Annotated in this window: 19 protein-coding genes; 5 read left to right on the top strand and 14 right to left on the bottom strand. The window is 71.3% G+C overall.

The features are described from left to right. The first annotated feature begins 37 nt into the window (after positions 1-37). Positions 38-511: an SRPBCC family protein gene (locus tag ACH01S_RS27000; RefSeq protein ID WP_169809363.1), complete on the top strand. Its 474-nt coding sequence runs from the start codon at positions 38-40 to the stop codon at positions 509-511. 39 nt (positions 512-550) lie between these two features. Here the strand turns inward: ACH01S_RS27000 and fahA are convergent, their stop codons facing one another. The 4 genes from fahA to ACH01S_RS26980 form a co-directional block, all read right to left on the bottom strand. Further along, a complete protein-coding gene (gene fahA, locus ACH01S_RS26995; RefSeq protein WP_067897352.1) occupies positions 551-1,720 on the bottom strand; it encodes a fumarylacetoacetase in 1,170 nt (389 codons plus the stop codon). Continuing rightward, a complete protein-coding gene (locus tag ACH01S_RS26990; RefSeq protein WP_067897349.1) occupies positions 1,720-2,556 on the bottom strand; it encodes a hypothetical protein in 837 nt (278 codons plus the stop codon). Before ACH01S_RS26990 ends, fahA begins: the two co-directional genes overlap by 1 nt. Next, positions 2,553-3,746, bottom strand: a complete 1,194-nt coding sequence (locus ACH01S_RS26985; protein WP_067897347.1) for a homogentisate 1,2-dioxygenase — start codon at positions 3,744-3,746, stop codon at positions 2,553-2,555. The genes ACH01S_RS26990 and ACH01S_RS26985 overlap by 4 nt, the downstream gene beginning before the upstream one ends. 103 nt (positions 3,747-3,849) lie before the next feature. Then, positions 3,850-4,383 (bottom strand): MarR family winged helix-turn-helix transcriptional regulator, encoded by a 534-nt coding sequence (locus tag ACH01S_RS26980; protein WP_218010414.1) that lies wholly within the window; start codon positions 4,381-4,383, stop codon positions 3,850-3,852. 120 nt (positions 4,384-4,503) lie between these two features. On the opposite strand from ACH01S_RS26980, the gene ACH01S_RS26975 reads away from it, so the two are divergent. Continuing rightward, the gene (locus ACH01S_RS26975; protein ID WP_067897340.1) at positions 4,504-6,237 is read left to right on the top strand and encodes a pyruvate dehydrogenase; all 1,734 of its coding nucleotides are present in this window, start codon (positions 4,504-4,506) and stop codon (positions 6,235-6,237) included. A 6-nt stretch (positions 6,238-6,243) separates the two neighbouring features. On the opposite strand, the gene speB is transcribed toward ACH01S_RS26975, so the two are convergent. Continuing rightward, entirely contained in the window at positions 6,244-7,257 is a 1,014-nt protein-coding gene (gene speB, locus ACH01S_RS26970) for an agmatinase (RefSeq protein WP_083981185.1), read from the bottom strand. 55 nt (positions 7,258-7,312) lie between these two features. On the opposite strand from speB, the gene ACH01S_RS26965 reads away from it, so the two are divergent. Then, the gene (locus ACH01S_RS26965) at positions 7,313-8,284 is read left to right on the top strand and encodes a helix-turn-helix domain-containing protein (RefSeq protein WP_067897335.1); all 972 of its coding nucleotides are present in this window, start codon (positions 7,313-7,315) and stop codon (positions 8,282-8,284) included. Between the two features lie 28 nt (positions 8,285-8,312). On the opposite strand, the gene ACH01S_RS26960 is transcribed toward ACH01S_RS26965, so the two are convergent. Further along, positions 8,313-8,903 carry a TetR/AcrR family transcriptional regulator gene (locus tag ACH01S_RS26960; protein WP_067897332.1) on the bottom strand — a complete coding sequence of 197 codons (591 nt, stop codon included), beginning with the start codon at positions 8,901-8,903 and terminating at the stop codon, positions 8,313-8,315. Positions 8,904-9,012: 109 nt separating this feature from the next. Between ACH01S_RS26960 and ACH01S_RS26955 the strand changes: the two genes are divergently transcribed. Then, complete coding sequence (locus ACH01S_RS26955; RefSeq protein ID WP_067897328.1) at positions 9,013-9,903, top strand: SCO6745 family protein; 891 nt, start codon at positions 9,013-9,015, stop codon at positions 9,901-9,903. Here ACH01S_RS26955 and ACH01S_RS26950 read toward each other — a convergent pair. Next, positions 9,893-10,327, bottom strand: coding sequence for a tautomerase family protein (locus ACH01S_RS26950; RefSeq protein ID WP_067897324.1), 435 nt, complete (start codon positions 10,325-10,327; stop codon positions 9,893-9,895). The genes ACH01S_RS26955 and ACH01S_RS26950 overlap by 11 nt on opposite strands. An 82-nt stretch (positions 10,328-10,409) precedes the next feature. Between ACH01S_RS26950 and ACH01S_RS26945 the strand changes: the two genes are divergently transcribed. Continuing rightward, positions 10,410-10,919 (top strand): winged helix-turn-helix transcriptional regulator, encoded by a 510-nt coding sequence (locus ACH01S_RS26945; protein WP_067897321.1) that lies wholly within the window; start codon positions 10,410-10,412, stop codon positions 10,917-10,919. A 39-nt stretch (positions 10,920-10,958) separates the two neighbouring features. Here ACH01S_RS26945 and ACH01S_RS26940 read toward each other — a convergent pair whose 3' ends face one another. The 7 genes from ACH01S_RS26940 to ACH01S_RS26910 form a co-directional block, all read right to left on the bottom strand. Then, entirely contained in the window at positions 10,959-11,825 is an 867-nt protein-coding gene (locus tag ACH01S_RS26940; RefSeq protein ID WP_067897317.1) for a hypothetical protein, read from the bottom strand. Between the two features lie 3 nt (positions 11,826-11,828). Beyond that, positions 11,829-12,239 (bottom strand): hypothetical protein, encoded by a 411-nt coding sequence (locus tag ACH01S_RS26935; RefSeq protein WP_148344142.1) that lies wholly within the window; start codon positions 12,237-12,239, stop codon positions 11,829-11,831. Positions 12,240-12,341: 102 nt separating this feature from the next. Next, positions 12,342-12,863 (bottom strand): NUDIX hydrolase, encoded by a 522-nt coding sequence (locus tag ACH01S_RS26930; RefSeq protein ID WP_067897310.1) that lies wholly within the window; start codon positions 12,861-12,863, stop codon positions 12,342-12,344. Between the two features lie 93 nt (positions 12,864-12,956). After that, the gene (locus ACH01S_RS26925; protein ID WP_218010413.1) at positions 12,957-14,384 is read right to left on the bottom strand and encodes a sensor histidine kinase; all 1,428 of its coding nucleotides are present in this window, start codon (positions 14,382-14,384) and stop codon (positions 12,957-12,959) included. Further along, on the bottom strand, positions 14,381-15,082 hold the full coding sequence (locus ACH01S_RS26920; protein WP_067897307.1) for a response regulator transcription factor: 702 nt from the start codon (positions 15,080-15,082) through the stop codon (positions 14,381-14,383). The genes ACH01S_RS26925 and ACH01S_RS26920 overlap by 4 nt, the downstream gene beginning before the upstream one ends. Positions 15,083-15,126: 44 nt before the next feature. Beyond that, positions 15,127-15,990, bottom strand: a complete 864-nt coding sequence (locus ACH01S_RS26915; protein WP_083981183.1) for an ABC transporter permease — start codon at positions 15,988-15,990, stop codon at positions 15,127-15,129. 173 nt (positions 15,991-16,163) lie between these two features. Beyond that, on the bottom strand, positions 16,164-17,078 hold the full coding sequence (locus ACH01S_RS26910; protein ID WP_067897304.1) for an ATP-binding cassette domain-containing protein: 915 nt from the start codon (positions 17,076-17,078) through the stop codon (positions 16,164-16,166). Positions 17,079-17,161: the final 83 nt, after the last annotated feature.

Below are 17,161 nucleotides of genomic sequence, written 5' to 3'. Positions count from 1 at the left end.
GCATCTGAACAGGTGTGCACCCGGTAGCCTTTGCGCCGTGACGGAGCGCTTTGGAGAAGACCTCGTCGTGGACGAATCGATCGTGATCCGCGCGCCCGCGCGGCAGGTCTGGCGGACGATCGTGGACGCCGACGCCCGCGCCGGCTGGTGGGAGTACCTCGACCTCGACGCGACGCCGGGCGGCCGGTTCGAGGAGCGTTGGACCGGCGACGACGGCACGGAGCAGATCACCAGCGGGGAGGTGGTCGAGTTGGCGGACGCGCGGCTGCTCGTCCTGAGCTGGGCCGACGACGGCTGGCCCGCCGCCACCCGGGTGGAGGTCACCCTCGACCCGGGCGACGGCGGGCCTGACGATGGTGGGCCAGGCGATGGCGGGGCCACGACCGTCCGGCTCCGGCACACCGGCTGGGAGGCGCTGCCGGACGGCGCCGCCCTGGCCGCCGCGCACCGCGGCGGCTGGCTCCACCACCTGGACAACCTCCGCCGCTGCGCTGAGCGCGCCGACGCCTAGCGCGCCGACGCCTAGCGGGCCGGGGCTAGCGGGCCGGGACTAGCGGGCCGGGAGGATGCGGCCCCTGACCTCGCCGAACCCGATGCGCGAACCGGACGGCCCGGGCGCCGTGGCGCTGATGGCGACCTCGTCGCCGTCCTCCAGGAACGTGCGCGGCTCCCCGTTGACCTCGACGGGCTCCTTGCCGCCCCAGGTGAGTTCGATGAACGCGCCGCGCTGGTCCTTGGCGGGGCCGGAGACCGTCCCGGACGCGAACAGGTCGCCGGTCCTGGACACGGCGCCGTTCACCGTCATGTGCGCCAGCATCTGCGCGGGCGACCAGTACATCTCCCGGTAGGGCGGACGGGAGACGACCTGCCCGTTCCAGGAGACGGTCAGTTCCAGGTCGAGCCCCCACGGGTTCTTCTCGCGCAGGTACGGAAGCGGCTCCGGGTCCTGCGGCGGGGTCGCGACACGGGCCGCTTCCAAGGCGAGCAGGGGAACGACCCAAGGGGACACGGACGTCGCGAAGCTCTTCCCTAGGAACGGCCCCAGCGGCACGTACTCCCACGCCTGGATGTCACGGGCCGACCAGTCGTTGACGAGCACGACGCCGAAGACGCGCTCGTCGAAGTCGTCCGCGCTGACCGGCGACCCGAACGACGAGCCGGTGCCGACGACGAACCCGACCTCCGCCTCGATGTCGAGGCGGCGGCTGGGCCCGAACGTGGGCGCGGCGTCGGACGGCGCCTTGCGCTGCCCGCTCGGCCGGACGATGTCCGTCCCGGACGGGACGACCGTCCCGGCCCGCCCGTGGTAGCCGACCGGGAGGTGCTTCCAGTTCGGCATCAGCGGTTCGGAGTCGGGACGGAACAGCCGCCCGAGGTTCGACGCGTGGTGCTCGGACGCGTAGAAGTCGACGTAGTCGGCGACCTCGAACGGCATGTGCAGGGCCACCGCGTCCACCGGGTGGACGGCCGCGTCGGGCACGTCGTCCGAGACGAGGTCGAGTACCTGTTCGCGCACCTCCACCCACCGGGTGTGCCCCTGTTCCATGAAGGGGTTCAGGGACGGCGCGGCGAACACGTCGTCCAGGACGGTGAGGTCGACGACGGAGCCCCCCACGCGGACGCCGACGCGCGGGGCGGCGGCGCCCGGCGCGGAGAACACGCCGTAGGGCAGGTTGGCGAGTCCGAAGAGGGAGTCCTCCGGGATCGCGATTCGGGTCATCAGGCGGTCTCCTGGAGCGCGGACGCGATGAGCCCGAGGTCCGCGAGTTCGGTCAGGGGGTCGGTGATGCTGCACGTGCCGAACGACAGGAAGCGGGCGCGGACGGCGGCCGTCCGGTCGTCGCCGAGCGCGGCGACGCGGTCCGCCACGGCCCGCGCGTCGCGGTCGGCGAGGATCGCGGCGAGGTCGCCGCTCGGCCGGCCGATGATCGCCGCGTCGGTCGCGAGCAGCAGGTTGAGGAATCCGTGCTGGTGGAAGCCGGTCTCCGGGTCGGTGTTGCGGACGGGGTGGTGCAGCCCGGCCGTCGCCTTGAACGGGACGCCCGCGTCCACCGCCGCCTTGATCGCGGCGGCCAGCTCGTCCGGGCCGGGGTACAGGTGGGCCTTCACGCCGCCGGTGCGGAACTTCGCGCGGTGCCCGAGCGCGGCGACGGCGGCGATGATCGAGGGGCGGCGGTCGTCCCGCGGCACCTCGACGAACAGCGGCGCGTCGACGTCGCCGAGCAGGCGGAAGAACTCGTCCGCGCCCATCCCGGCGGGGACGGCGACCTCCAGGCCGCGCACGTCCAGCGGCAGTTCGGCGGCGGTGGCGAGGGCCTTCGCCGCCTCGCACGGGCCGCCCGGCGCGGTGATCGACACCTCCAGCGGGTCGCCGTGCAGCAGCGGGTACAGGTCGTCGAGCGCGGTGGCCGGGAGGACGAGCGGCCCGACGATCCCGGCGTAGGGGGCGGCGCGGTGCGCGCGGTGGGCCGGGACGGCGTCCGCCAGCGGCGCGAGACCGGGCGGGAACACGGCCGCGTCGTCGCACAGGGCGAGAGCGAATGCGGGAACGTTCACTTCTGCCGCCTCGCCCACGTCCAGGCGTACGCCTCGTCCTCGGAGGCGAGCCCGCCCTCACCCAGTTCGAGGGGGTGGAACGTGTCGACCATGACGGCCAGCTCGTCGAAGAACTCGGCGCCGATGCTGCGCTCGTACGCGCCGGGCTGCGGCCCGTGCGCGAGCCCGCCGGGATGGACGGAAACGGACCCCTGGCCGATGCCGGAGCCCTTGCGCGCCTCGTAGTCGCCGCCGCAGTAGAACATGATCTCGTCGGAGTCGACGTTGGAGTGGTAGTAGGGCACCGGGATGGACAGCGGGTGGTAGTCCACCTTGCGCGGGACGAAGTTGCACACCACGAAGTTGTGCCCCTCGAACACCTGGTGGACGGGCGGCGGCTGGTGCACGCGCCCGGTGATGGGCTCGAAGTCGTGGACGCTGAACGTGAACGGGTACAGGCAGCCGTCCCAGCCGACCACGTCGAACGGGTGCCGCGCGTAGGTCATCCGGGTGCCGGTGATGCCGCGTGAACCACGGTGCTTCACCAGGACGTCGACATCGGTTTCCTCTGACTGGAGCGGCTCGTCCGGTCCGTGGAGGTCGCGCTCACAGTAGGGGGCGTTTTCCAGGAACTGCCCGTAGCGGGACAGGTAGCGCTTGGGCGGGGCGATATGCCCGGTCGCCTCGATCGCGTAGGCGCGCAGCGGCTCGTCGCCGGTCGGCAGCCAGCGGTGCGTGGTGGACGTCGGGATGACGACGTAGTCGCCCTGCTTCGCTTCGAGCGTCCCGAAGACGGTTTCGACCGTGGCCGTGCCCGACTCGATGTACACGATCTCGTCGCCGGTCGCGTTGCGGTAGAGCGGCGACTCCTGGGCGGACACCACGTACGAGATGCGGACGTCGTTGTTGGCGAGGATGACCCGGCGGCCGGTGACGACGTCCGTCTCGTCCCACGTCTCCTTGGGGAACAGCTCGTGCAGCTTGAGGTGGCGCGGGCGGAGCGGATGGTTGGGCGTCGTCGTCGCGTCCGGGACGTCCCACGCCTGGGAGTCGACGATCGCGGACGGGATCTCCCGGTGGTAGAGCAGCGACGAATCGGACGAGAAGCCCTCCTCGCCCATCAGTTCCTCGAAGTAGAGCCGCCCCTCGCCGTCCCTGTGCTGGGTGTGGCGTTTCGGCGGCACGTGGCCGACCCGGCGGTAGTGGGCCATGGTCCATCGCCTCCGATGATTAACACATTAACTACTTTGGTGCCGACACTACGACTGTTCTTCCGTCCAGGGAAGGCCCTAACCAGCCGGCGGTCCGGGCGGGTCAGGTCCGTTCGCGGACGTCGAACTCGTGCCGTCCCTCGATGAGCTTGTCCAGCAGCATGACGAGCATCCGCTGCTCGGTCTCGGTCAGGACGTCCGCCCACTGGCGCTCGCGTTCGTGCTGGTCGGCGAAGATGTCGAGCATCGCCCGCTCCCCGCGCGGGGTCAGCGACAGCAGGACGGAGCGGCCGTCGCGGCCGCCCGGTGCGCGGGCCAGCATCTCGTCCGCGACCAGCGTCTTCGCGAGGTTGGACACGGCGGCGCGGCTCATCCCGGCGAGCGTCGCGGCCCGGCCCGGCTCCAGCGGCCCGGCGAGCCAGGTGACGAACAGCAGCCGGAACGCCGACCACGAGTGCCCGCGCGGCCGGTGCACCGTGGACTCCAGGTCGTAGGTCACGATCGCCGAGGCCCGGTTGAGGGTCAGCAGCAGCCGGGTCGCGAGCCGGTGCGGGAACCCGAACTCCCCGGCGAGCCTGCGTCCGGCCAGGTCGACGAACGACCAGAAGTCGAGCTCGTCGTCCGTTGGGGCGGTCATCGCGGGCCTCCTCGGGTGATTCATGGTTTGACTATTTAACCCGGACGGGACGCGGGTGTCAGCGGTCGATCATCGGGCATCGTCCCGGTGCGGGGCAGCCGAGGGGGTTCGGGAGGGACGATGGCGACCGTCGCCGACCAGTTCATCGAGGTGTTGCGGCAGGCGGGCGTCCGGCGCGTCTACGGGGTCGTGGGCGATAGCCTCAACCCGGTCGTGGACGCCGTCCGCCGGACGGGCGGCATCGACTGGGTGCACGTCCGCAACGAGGAGGCGGGCGCGTTCGCGGCGGCGGCCGAGGCGCAGACCACGGGGCGGCTCGCCGTCTGCGCCGGGAGCTGCGGCCCCGGGAACACGCACCTGGTGCAGGGCCTCTACGACGCGCACCGGTCGGGCGCGCCGGTGCTGGCGCTGGCGTCGCAGATCCCGAGCACGCAGATCGGCAGCGGCTATTTCCAGGAGACGCATCCCGAACGCCTCTTCGTCGATTGCAGCCATTACTGCGAGGCCATCGGCACCCCGGCGCAGATGCCGCGCATTCTGCGGACCGCGATCCAGCACGCGGTGGGGCTCGGCGGAGTCGCCGTCCTGACGCTGCCCGGCGACACGGCCAGCCAGGACGCCGTGGCGCCCACCGGGGAGCATGACTTCCTCGTCCGGAAGGGCGTCGTGCGGCCGCCGTCCGACCAGGTGGAGCAGCTTGCCGGGGCGCTGAACCGGGCGCGCAAGGTGATGCTGTTCTGCGGTTCGGGCGTCCAGGGCGCGCATTCGGCGGTGATGGAACTCGCGCACAAACTCCTGTCTCCGGTGGGGCACGCGCTGCGCGGCAAAGAATGGATCCAGTACGACAACCCGTACGACGTCGGCATGAGCGGGCTGCTCGGCTACGGCGCGTGCTACGAGGCAATGCAGGCGGCCGACCTCGTCCTGCTCCTCGGCACGGACTTCCCCTACGACCAGTTCCTGCCGGGCAAGAACACCATTCAGATCGATGACGACCCGTCGAGGCTGGGCCGCCGCACGCCGCTCGACCTCGCCGTGCACGGCGACATCGGCGAAACACTGCGGCTGGTGCTCGACAAGGTCCAGCAGAAACAGGACCAGTCATACCTGGACGACATGCTGCACCGCCACGCCCGCGCGCTGGAGAACGTCGTCTCCGCATACACGCGAGACATCGAGAAGCACATCCCGATCCACCCCGAATACGTCGCGAGCGTCCTGGACGACCTCGCCGCCGACGACGCGATATTCACCGTCGACACCGGAATGTGCAACGTGTGGGTCGCCCGCTACATCACGCCGAACGGGCGCCGCCGCGTGATGGGCTCGTTCGTCCACGGATCCATGGCGAACGCCCTCCCGCACGCGATCGGCGCCCAGTACGGCGCGCCGGGCCGCCAGGTCGTCTCCGTCTCCGGGGACGGCGGCCTCGGCATGCTGCTCGGCGAACTCCTCACGGTGAAACTGCACCGCGTCCCCGTGAAGATCATCGTCTTCAACAACGCGTCGCTCGGCATGGTGAAACTGGAAATGCTGGTGGACGGTTTCCCCTCCTACGAGACCGACCACGAGGCGGTCGATTTCGCGGCGGTCGCCCAGGCGATGGGGATCGAGTCGTCCCGGGTGGAGAACCCGTCCGATGTCCGCACGGTCATGGAGCGCGCCCTTGCGGCTCCCGGCCCTTACCTGCTGGACGTTGTGACAGATCCGAACGCCCTCTCGATCCCTCCGCACATCACCCCGCAGCAGGTGCGGGGGTTCGCTCTGGCGGCGGGCAAAACCGTTCTGACGGGCGGCGTGGGCAAAATGCTGGACCTGGCCCGGAGCAACCTCCGCAACATCCCCCGCCCCTGAGCCGCGTCAGCGACCGGAGCGCTTCTTGTAGGCGAGCCCCGCGAGGGTCTCCCAGATCAGGCGGTGGGCGTTGTTGACGGTCAGATCCGCGTGGTCGTAGGGCGGGCAGACCTCGGTGACGTCCACGGCCACCACGTTCGTCCGCAACGCGACCTCGCGGACGGCCCGGAGCAGGTCGACCGGCGCGAGGCCGCCGGGCTCGGGCGTCCCGGTGCCCGGCGCGAAACCGGGGTCGAGCACGTCGATGTCGATCGACAGGTAGATCCCGTCGGTGCCGTCGCCCGCCTCGGCGATCGCGTCGTCCATCACGTCCTTGATCCCGCGCTCCCAGATCTCCTGCATGGTGTGGTGCCGCATGCCCTGCTCGCGCATCCACTCCTGCACGTCGGGCGGGGGCCAGTAGCCGCGCAGGCCGATCTGCACGAAGTCCCGTCCCGCGATCGCGCCCGACTCGATCAGCCGCCGCATCGGCGTCCCGTGGCCGGCGAGGTTGCCGCGCAGGACGTCCGCCGTGTCGGCGTGCGCGTCGAAGTGGACCATCCCGATCCTGCCGTGGCCGTGGTGGTCGGCGACCGCCGTCCCGCTCGGCCACGTCACCGAGTGGTCGCCGCCGATCACCACGGGGACGATGCCGCGGCTCGCGACGTCCAGCACCCGCCGGTGGATCGCCGCGCGGGACGGCTCCCACACCCCCGGCGAGACGATCGCGTCCCCGTAGTCGACCACGCACAGGTGGTCGAAGATCTCGATCTCCAGGTCGAGGTGGTAGCTGCCCGCGTCATAGGCGTTCGCGCGGAGCGCGCGCGGGCCGAACCTGGCGCCGGGACGGTTGGTGGTGTTGTCGTCCCACGGCGCCCCGATCACGGCGACGTCGGGCGCCCACTCGTCCAGTTGTCCGGGCTCGGTCAGATGCGGGCGCAACCCGAACGTGGGCACTCCCATGTAGGAGGACGAGTCGAGCTGGGCCCGCATCCCGGGCGGCGGGACGGGACGGCCCGTTCCGGGTGTTTCGCGTGTCATGCCGCCAGTCCACGACGGCGGCGGGCCGCTGTCGATGAAGGTAGCGTGCGGCTTAATGATCAGCTTCGTGCTCGGCGTCGAGGACCTCGCCGCCGCCCGGTTCACGGTCTCGCCGCTGCAGGAGGCCGTGCTCAGCCTGCGGGTGCTGCGCGACCCCGGCCTGTCCGCGCCGCACCGGCCGTGGCGCGGATCGGTGCTCGGACGGCTCGGCGCGCTCGACACGGCCCTGCTGATGTCCCTGATCGGACGGCGCCTCGCCCTGCCCGACTTCCTGACGCCGCCGCCGGCGGTGTTCGCCCCGGCGTTCGAGGACGAGCTGGCCGCCGTCCGCCGCTGCCGTCCCGAGGTGATGCGCCGTGACCTGGTCGCCGCGCACGCGCCGGGCCCGCTGCCCGGGCCGCTGCGCGCGGCCGCGGGTGACGACGCGTCCGTGGCCCGGCTCGGCGACGCGATCCGCGACGTCCTGCGCCGGTACTGGCGGCTCGCCGTCGAGCCGGTCTGGCCGCGGATGCGGCTGGTGATGGAGGCGGACATGACCTACCGCGCCCGCCGTCTCGCCCTGGGCGGCGCGCGCCTGCTGTTCTCCGACATGCATCCCGACCTGCGCTGGCGGGACGGAGTGCTCACGATCGACAGGACGATCGCCGAACACCGCGTCGCGGCGTCCGGGCGGGGCCTGCTGCTGATCCCGTCGGTGTTCGCGCACCGCCCGGCCCCGCCGGTCAGCCCCACCGAACCCCCGCTGCTCGCCTACCCCTGCCGCGCAGTGGCGACCCTGTGGAGCCCAGCGCCCGCCCCCGTCCCGGCCGCACTCGCCGCCCTGATAGGCGAACCGAAAGCCCGACTGCTCCGCCTTCTGGAAGAGCCACTGGCGACGGTGGAACTAGCCCATCACCTGAGGGTCACGCCAAGCGCCGTATCCCAACACCTGCGCGTCCTTTACAACTCGGGCCTGGTGACCCGCACCCGCCAAGGCCGCCGCGTCCTCTATCACCGGACCCCACTCGGCGACCAGTTGGCACGCTGACGGAATGGCGGCGGCGGCCCTTAGCCGGTCAGTCGAAGGGGCGGGCCATTTCGGTGAGCGTTTCTTCGGCCAGTTCGGTGAGGGGGCGGAGGGGGCGTTCTTCTATGCCCGTCGAGGCGGCTATGCGGAGGGCCGTCATGAAGGCGCCCGCCATGACGCGGGAGCGGACGTCGCCGGGCGGGAGGTCCGAGCGGGCGGCGATGAGGTCGGCCAGACGGCGTTCGAACTCGGCGTACTGGCGGAGCAGGCGGGCCAGGACGGACGGGTGCTCCCGGGCCAGCCGGGCCTGCGCCGCCCATTGCGGATCGGGTTCTTCCGGCCTTTCTCGCAATGCGCTCAGCGCGGCGCGCAGGGCCGTCCAGGAGGATTCGTCGGCGGGACGCGACTCGAAGGCCGCGAGAAGGGCGGCCATTCGGCGTTCCGCGCCGTACAGAAGTGCTTCCTCCTTGCCGCCGAAATAGTTGGAGAACGTCCGGCGGGAGACGCCCGCGGCGTCGGCGATGGCCTCCACGGTGACGTCGTCCAGGCCGTGCTCCGCGGTGAGGCGCATCGCGGCCGCGTGCAGGGCGCGGCGCGTCGCCTCCTTCTTGCGTTCGCGCAGACCTCCGGGCACCGCCATGACCGGCCAGCTTACTGCGGGGGCCTCGGGAGGGGACCCGCCGGGACCGGCGCGACCGGTGCCGTGGCACGCTAGTCTTGTCAGTGTCAAGATTGAGAGGAGTCCGGTGATGGCGGACGATCCCGCGCTGGCGCGGCGGATGTGGCATCAGCTCGAACCCGTGCACGCCCTGTTCTGGTACTCGCCCGACGTGTTCGCCGAGGCGGAGGCCCTCGGCTACACGGTGGACACCCGCTGGCCCAGCTATTTCGCCTGGCGCGCCGCGCCGCTCGGGGCCGCCGGGTCCGCGCTGGTCGCGGCCGCCTTCTACAGCTTCAGCCCGCGGACGGTCGGCGCGCACGTCCCGGCGGCCTGGGCGGTCGCCGCGCCGGACCGGGTGCTAGAGGCCCGCCTCCGCGCCGTCGACCGGATGTACCGGACGCTCCTCGGCGACGGCATCGCCGACCCGGCGCTGGCGGAGGCCGCCGACCTCGCCCGGGCCGCCGCCGAGGCGGCGAGCACCGCCGGGCGCCCGCTCGCCGCCGCCAACGCCGACCTGGACTGGCCGGACGCGCCGCACCTCGTCCTCTGGCACGCGATCGGCATCCTGCGCGAGCAGCGCGGGGACGGGCACGTCGCCGCGCTGCTCGCCCACGGGCTCGACCCGGCCGAGGCGCTCGTGTCGTTCGCCGCGATCGGCGCCGCGTCCGCCGAGACGTTCGCGAGCCGCGGCTGGACGGACGCCGAATGGTCCGCCGCCCGCGACCGGCTCGCGTCCCGGGGGCTCGTCCGCGCCGACGGGACCGCCACCGATCGCGGACGCGAGCTGCGCGAATCCGTCGAGCGGAGCACCGACGACCTCGCCTACGAGCCCTGGCGGACGCTCGGCCGGGAGAAGGCCGACCGGCTGGCGGAACTGACGATGCCGATCCTCGTCAAGGTCCTGGAGACCGGGCTGATGCCCGCGCAGAACACCCTTGGGATCGGCAAGGTCCAAGCGCCGCCTCGCGCTAGCCGTTGATCACGTGCTCCACGATGTCCTCGAAGCGCACGATCTCCCCGCGGGCGCCCCAGTTCCCTTCGGGAACCTCGTTGATATGGACCCAGGCGCTGGTCGCTTCGGCGAAACGTCCTGGATCGTCGTCGGCGTCCGCGAGCACCTTGGTGACGCGCCGCACGATCTCCAGGCGCTTGTCGTCGTCCATGGAACCGGCGGGGACGCCGACCCGCACCACGTATTTCGGCTTCTCCTCGGCGGACAACGGCTTTCCGCCCACGAACCAGGCGTCGATCTCATTCACCACGAGCCAGGAAATGGACCTGGCGGCCTCGGTGTCCGGCGCGCCCTCGGCGACCATCACCTCGGAGACCAGGCGTCCCCCGATCTCCTCGCGGCGGGCCTGGTCGAGCGAACCCCTGCGGACGAACAGCTCCACGAACGGCACGAGTCAGTCCTCTCATTGAACTCTCCCCTGCTCGGACCGTACAACAGTGAGTTCAATCAATCAACCCACTACACTCGGAGGCATGCAACGGACCAGCTTCGCTGAGATGCACTGCTCGATCGGGCAGACCCTGGAGCGCGTCGGCGAGTGGTGGACGCCGCTGATCGTCCGCGACCTCTACCTCGGCCTGCGCCGGTTCGACGACATCGCCGAGAACCTCGGCATCTCCCGCAACCTGCTCACCCGCCGCCTGGAGGCCCTGGTCGCGGACGGGATCGTGGAGCGCAGGGCCTACCGGGAACGGCCGCCGCGCCACGAGTACCACCTCACCGAAGCGGGCCGCGAACTCGTGCCGGTGCTGATGGCGCTGATGGCCTGGGGCGACAAATGGGCGACGCCGGCGGGCGGCCCGCCGGCGCGCCTGCTGCACCGCGACTGCGGCGCCGAATTCACGCCCCAGGTCGCCTGCTCGTCGTGCGGGGAACCGGTGACCGCCGACAGCGTGAAGGTATTGCCTGGGCCGGGCGCCGCCGCCGGTCCCGGGACGAAAGTGCTGGCCGGTCGCGGCCTCGCCGCGCTCAAGGAGGAGTAACCGCCGGACTCTCGTCCCGTCCAATGCCGCGGTAACGGACTATCGCGCGGTCGCGACGATGGTGATATCGCTGGTGGTCAGGTTGCCGTCGGTGAAACCGGTATGGGTCGGCGGCTTGAGGACCCTGCCCGGCAGGTAGTACACGTCGTGGACGCCGTTCGGGGCGATTCCGTCGAATTGCGCGAGTTTCTCGTTGACCTTGTTCTGCAGCGTCGCGGCTCCGTCGCGCACCCGCCAGACGAAACGGTCGCGGACGTTGTCGTGCAGGGCGCCGCCGTCGACGTACCACCCGTACTGCGGGACGTGCGCGCGCACGCCCGTGCCGCTGGGATAAAGGTAGATCCAGTACTCCATCCAGACGTGGTAGTCGGTGTACGGCGACGGGACGAGCGCCATGAGATCCTGGTGGACCTTGAGGTAGGTCAGTTTCGGGTCGAGCGATCGGTACCTCGGGTCGGTGGGGAACATCTCCCACGTGAGAACGGGGTCGACGTCCCGGCGAATGGAGTCGCCCTTCATCTCGTCGATCATGCTGATCCATTGCTGGAAGAACAGGTCGCGGTAGCTCAGCCTGAGTTCGTTCTCCCCGTCCCGGGACGTGGCGACCAGCAGATAACTGCGCACGGGGCCCCAGTTTCCCGTGATGTTCAGAAGACCTCTTCCCTTGAGCGCGTACCACGACTGGTAGACGTTGTCGTACTGGTCGCCCGTGAAGAAAAGTTGGCAGACGTCCTGCACCGACGAGTCGAACAGCCGCACGGACTGGATCTGCTCGTAGAAGCCGGTGTCCTGGAGGTCGCGACCGTTCTCGTGGCCGTACCGGTCGTCCTGAGCGAGATAGCCGTACTTGGTTTCGCCGGTCTGGTCGCGGCCCTTGTAGAGAATGGTGGTCGCCTGAACGGACATCGCTCAGCCCTCCGCGGCGCGGTGGCCGGCGGCGCTGAGCCGGAACACCCGCCGCATGACGTCGTCGGTCAGCCGCTCGGTGATCAGAGCCGAGAGCTCGGCGTCCCGGCCCAGTTCGGTCAGCAGCGCGTGCGTCTCCAGCAGCGTCTTCTGGTCGGGACGGGCCGTCGCCCGCGCGATGACCGCGTCGATGAGCGCCCCGGGGTCGTCCCGGAACTCGTCGGCGTTCTCGTGCAGCCAGGCCGCGGCGGCCGCGCGGTGCGACGCGAGCACGGGCTCCGACCGGACGGCCCCGGCCTGCCGCCGCGCGAATTCCACCGCCGCTTCCGGCCGGTCGGGTCCGGGAAAGAAATGGCCGCCCTTGGTTCCGTTCACAACGACCTCGTCGCCGGGATCGCTTGAAGCATCGTTCATCGGTGCCTCCGCCGTTGTCGTTTCCGCTGTCGCGATGTGCACCCAAGCGTCACTGACCGGCGACCAAAGGCGTATCCCCAAACTTGGGGGGTGCTCCGACCCTCAGCGGGCGGCGAGGAGGAGGGCCGCCATGCTCGTACCACTGACGATCTTCCCGGCCTCGACCAAGCCGCGTATTTCGGCGAGCGGCACCCATTCGACGCGCTCGGACTCCCAGTCGTCGGCGGGCGCGCCAATACGGGTGGCGCCGTCCGCCCAGAAGATGTGATGCCGCGAATCGCTGATGCCGGGCGTCGGATGGACGACGGTGAACGGCCGCATCGCCCCCGGCCGCCAGCCCGTCTCCTCTTCCACTTCCCGAGCGGCGGCCTCGGCCGGAGTCTCGCCCTCCTCGACGCCGCCGATCGGGATCTCGTAACCCCAGGCGTCGGTGATGAACCGGTGCCGCCATTCCAGCAGCACCCGCCGTTCGGCGTCGACGACGACCGCGCCCGCGCTCGCACCCCGCGACCGGATCACCCGATGCTGCAACCGCCGTCCCCGCGTGATCTCCACATCCGCGAGCCGGACCTCCAGCCAAGGGTCGCTGAAAATCGACTCCTCGGAATGAACCTTCCACCGCATGCCCGAACCCCTTCCGCTGCCAGACCCGCTGCGGGTCCCTACCACCACTAGCAGCCGCGGGGGCCCGCGTGACGCTCATCCGCGGGTGGCGGCTCAGCGGTCTTGGGCGGGGAGGGTCAGGCGGAAGCGGGCGCCTTTGCCCAGGGACGTTTCCAGTTCTATGTCGCCGCCGTGCGCGCGGGCCAGGGAGCGGGCTATGGCCAGGCCAAGGCCCGCGTTGGCTCCGGCGGAGCGGTCCCGGGAACGGTCGGCGCGGTAGAAGCGGTCGAATACGCGGCTTGCCTGTTCCGCGCCGATTCCCGGGCCCTCGTCGGCCACTTCGAGAATGGCGCGGTCGCCCGTCACCCCTACGCCGATTCTGACCGGTGTGCCGGACGGAGTATGGGCGACCGCGTTCCCCACCAGGTTCGTGACCACCTGGCGGAGGCGCGCCTCGTCGCCGTTCACCGGGGCCGCGCCGGGCGGCCCGCCGTCCGGGCCGGTGAGTTCGACCGGGCGTGTCGGGTCCAGGGACCTGAGGTCGTGGCGGGCGTCGTTGGCCAAGGTGCGCAGATCCATGGGGGCCGGGTCGAGTTGCGACTCGGGGGCCTGGTCGAGTTGCGCGAGGAACAGCAGGTCCTCGGTCAGGACGGTCAGCCGCGCGGCCTCGCGGTCGATGCGGCGGATCGTCGCGTCGGCGTCCGAGCCGCCCATCTGGTACAGCTCCGTCGACCCCTTGATGCCGAACAGCGGGGTGCGGAGCTCGTGGCTGACGTCCGAGACGAAGTTCCGCATCCGCGCCTCGGACGCCGCCCGGTCGGCGAACGCCCGCTCCAACTGGCCGAGCATCGTGTTGAGGGACCGGGCGAGCCGTCCGACCTCGGTGCCGGACGCGGCCAGCTCGGGCACCCGGCGGGTGAGGTCGCCCTCGGCGATCGCCGCCGCGGTGTGCTCGACCTTGCGCAGCGGGCGCAGGCCGCCGCCGAGCGCGAACCAGCCCGCGACCGTCAGCAGGGTCAGCAGGACCGTCCCGCCGACGAGCCCCGAGGTCCGGACGTTGCCGACCGTGGCGTCGACGTCGGCGAGCGACGCGGCGGCGATCACCGGGCCGGTCGCGTCGCGGCGCGGCAGCCCGATGGCGCGCCAGCGCTGCGAGCCGTCGCCCGCCGCGAGCGTGACGGGCGAGCCGTCCGCCCGGACCCGGCGCAGCTCGGACGGCGGCGGCAGCGCCCCGCGTCCCTCGCGCGGCGCGTGGATGCCGTCGACGACCGTGCCGTTCCCGTCCAGCAGCACCAGGTAAGGGGTGCCGAGCAGCTCCAGCGCGGGGCCGAGCACCTGCGGCGACCTGGGGGTGCCGAGCTTGTCGCCGTTCGGGGCGAGCGCGACGATCGTGGCGAGCGAGCGCAACTGGCCGTCCATCCGGCCGAGCAGGTTCGCCTGCAGCCGGTTGGACAGGACGGCGGTGAGCAGCACCAGCCCGGCGAGCAACAGACCGGCGGTCAGCAGCAACAACCGAACGCGCAGCGACAGCCGCCGGATCATCGCCGCGGCTCGCGCATCACGTAGCCCACGCCGTGCACGGTGTGGATGAGCTTCGGCTCCACGGTGTCGACCTTCCGCCGCAGATAGGAGATGTAGGTGTCGACGATGCTGGCGTCGCCGCCGAAGTCGTACCGCCACACCTGGTCGAGGATCTGCGTCTTGCTCACCACCCGTCCCGCGTTCTCCATCAGGTAGCGCAACAGGCGGAACTCGGTGGGGGAGATGCGGACGGGACGTCCCGCCCGCGTCACCTGGTGCCCCTCGGCGTCCAGCTCCAGGTCGCCGACGCTGAGGACCACGACGGCCTGGCCCGCGGTGCGGCGGAGGATCGCGCGGATCCGGGCGATCAGCTCCTCCAGGTCGAACGGTTTCGTCACGTAGTCATCCGCCCCGAGGGACAGTCCCGTCACCTTGTCGGACTGCCGGTCGCGGGCGGTGAGGAACAGCACCGGCACCGGGCCCGCCGCGCGGAGCCGCCGGACGACCTCGAATCCGTCCATGTCGGGCAGCATGATGTCGAGCAGGACCAGGTCGGGCGGCGCGGACTCGGCCGCGGCGACCGCCTCCGCCCCGGTCGCCGCGGACGCCACCGCGAAACCCGCGAAACGCAGTGCCGCGGAGAGCAGCTCGCGGACCGTGGCCTCGTCGTCCACCACCAGCAGCCGTTCGGCCGTCACGCCCCGGCCCGCCTCGTCCATACCGGCCAGGATAGGGACGCTCCGCGACGGTGCCCGGGCATCGATCAGACCTCGCGGCGGCGGAACACGGCGAACGCCGCCACCAGCAGGATCGCGATGCCGACCGTCATTCCGAAGAGGTTCATCCACACGTGCGGATACGCGGAGTCGGGGTGGACCTTGCGCACCTCGGGGCCGCCGAGCGACGGCCAGAACGCGAACGCCTTCCGGACCCAGGACGGGAGGAGCCCGCCGAACGCCGGGACCAGCAGCGTGATCCCGACCTGGACGGCGAGCCCGCCCGCCGTCGCCCGCATCAGCGTCCCGACCGCGACCGCGAGCAGCCCGATCGCGGCGAGGTAGAGGCCGGTGCCGAAGACCGCGGGCAGGACGCCGTGGTCGCCGAGCGACGCGGTGGGCACACCGTCCTGGCGCCCGATCACGGCCTGGCCCGCGAGGAACGTCGCGAACGCGGTGACCTGCCCCGCCACGAGCGCGATCACCGCGAACACCAGCGTCTTCGCGGCGAGCAGCCGCCCGCGGCGCGGCATCGCGGCCAGCGACGTGCGGATCATGCCGGTCGCGTACTCGGACGTGACGACCAGGATGCCGAGCACGCTGATCGCGAGCTGCCCGGCGAAGAAGCTGTTCAGCGACGCGCCGGTCGGATCCCACGTCCGCTTGTCGGCCGCGCTCATGGCGCGGTACTCACCGCCGGTGTCGCTCCCCACGAGAAGGGTGATCGTGACACTGAACGCCACCATGACCAGCAGCGACCACCACATCGACCGAAGGCTGCGAAACTTCGTCCACTCAGACCGAACAAGATCACCAAACCGCACCGACGCCCGCCCACACACCTCGAAACCCCTCACCCCACCCCGCCCTCCTGAATAGCGCCCCGCAACCCCCCGAACCAGAACACGCATTCCCCGCTCGGCATCAGCCGTGCCGCCCTGCCCTTCGGCGCGGCGCCCCCTAAGCCCCCGAACCAGAACACGACGCGTTCTTTGCTTGGCTTCGGTCGTGTCGTCCTGCTCTTCTGGGTGATGCTCCCTGGGTCCCCGAGCCAGGGGGCGGTGCGTTTCTCGCGTTGGTTCGGTCATGCTGGTGCCCCCTGGTATTCGACGCTGTCTTTGGTCATGGCCATGAAGACGTCCTCCAGGGACGGGGCCTGGGGGGTCAGTTCGGACAGGGCGACGCCGTGGTAGGACGCGAGCCGTCCGATCTCGGCCGAGTCCATGCCGGAGACGATCAGCGCCTCGTCCGGGCCGCGCCGGACCGTGCCGCCCGCCGCGGTGAGGTGGCGGGCCAGGTCGTCGGTCGACTCGGCGCGGACGAGCACCGTGCCCTCGCCGTTGGCGCGGGTGAACTCGCTCATGCCGGTGTCCGCGATGAGCCTGCCCTTGCCGATGACGACGAGGTGGTCGGCGGTGAGCGCCATCTCGCTCATCAGGTGGCTGGAGCACAGCACGGAGCGCCCCTCGGCGGCGAGGCCGCGCATGAAGCCGCGGATCCAGCGGATGCCCTCCGGGTCGAGCCCGTTCACCGGCTCGTCGAAGATCAGCACCCGCGGGTCGCCGAGCAGCGCGGCGGCGATGCCGAGCCGCTGCCGCATGCCGAGCGAGAAGCCCCCGGCCCGCTTCCGCGCCACCTTCTCCAGGCCGACCAGGCCGAGGACCTGTCCCACGCGGGTGCGCGGGATGCCGTTGCTCTGCGCGATGGCGAGCAGATGGTCGTCGGCGCGGCGGCCGGGATGCATGGCCCCGGCGTCGAGCAGCGCGCCCACCTCGGTGAGCGGCACCGGAAGCCGCGCGTACTCGCGTCCGCCCACGCGCACCGTCCCGCTGGTGGGCGTGGTCAGGCCCAAGATCATGCGCATCGTGGTCGATTTCCCAGCGCCGTTCGGGCCGAGGAAACCGGTCACGGTGCCGGGCTCCACGGTGAACGAGAGGTCGTCCACGACCGTCTCCGGCCCGTACCGCTTGGTCAGGCCGCGTACCTCGATCGTCGTCATGCCGGGCAGCCTCGCCGACCGGAATGAGCGTCCTCTGGGCACGTCTGAGAGTTCCCTGTGAGCCTCGACCCCCTTTCCTGGTG

Origin of the sequence: Actinomadura chibensis NBRC 106107 (assembly GCF_001552135.1) — a bacterium.
Taxonomy (GTDB): domain Bacteria; phylum Actinomycetota; class Actinomycetes; order Streptosporangiales; family Streptosporangiaceae; genus Spirillospora; species Spirillospora chibensis.
The sequence above is the reverse complement of the archived record's forward strand: the minus strand, read 5'-3'. Positions and strand labels throughout refer to the sequence as shown.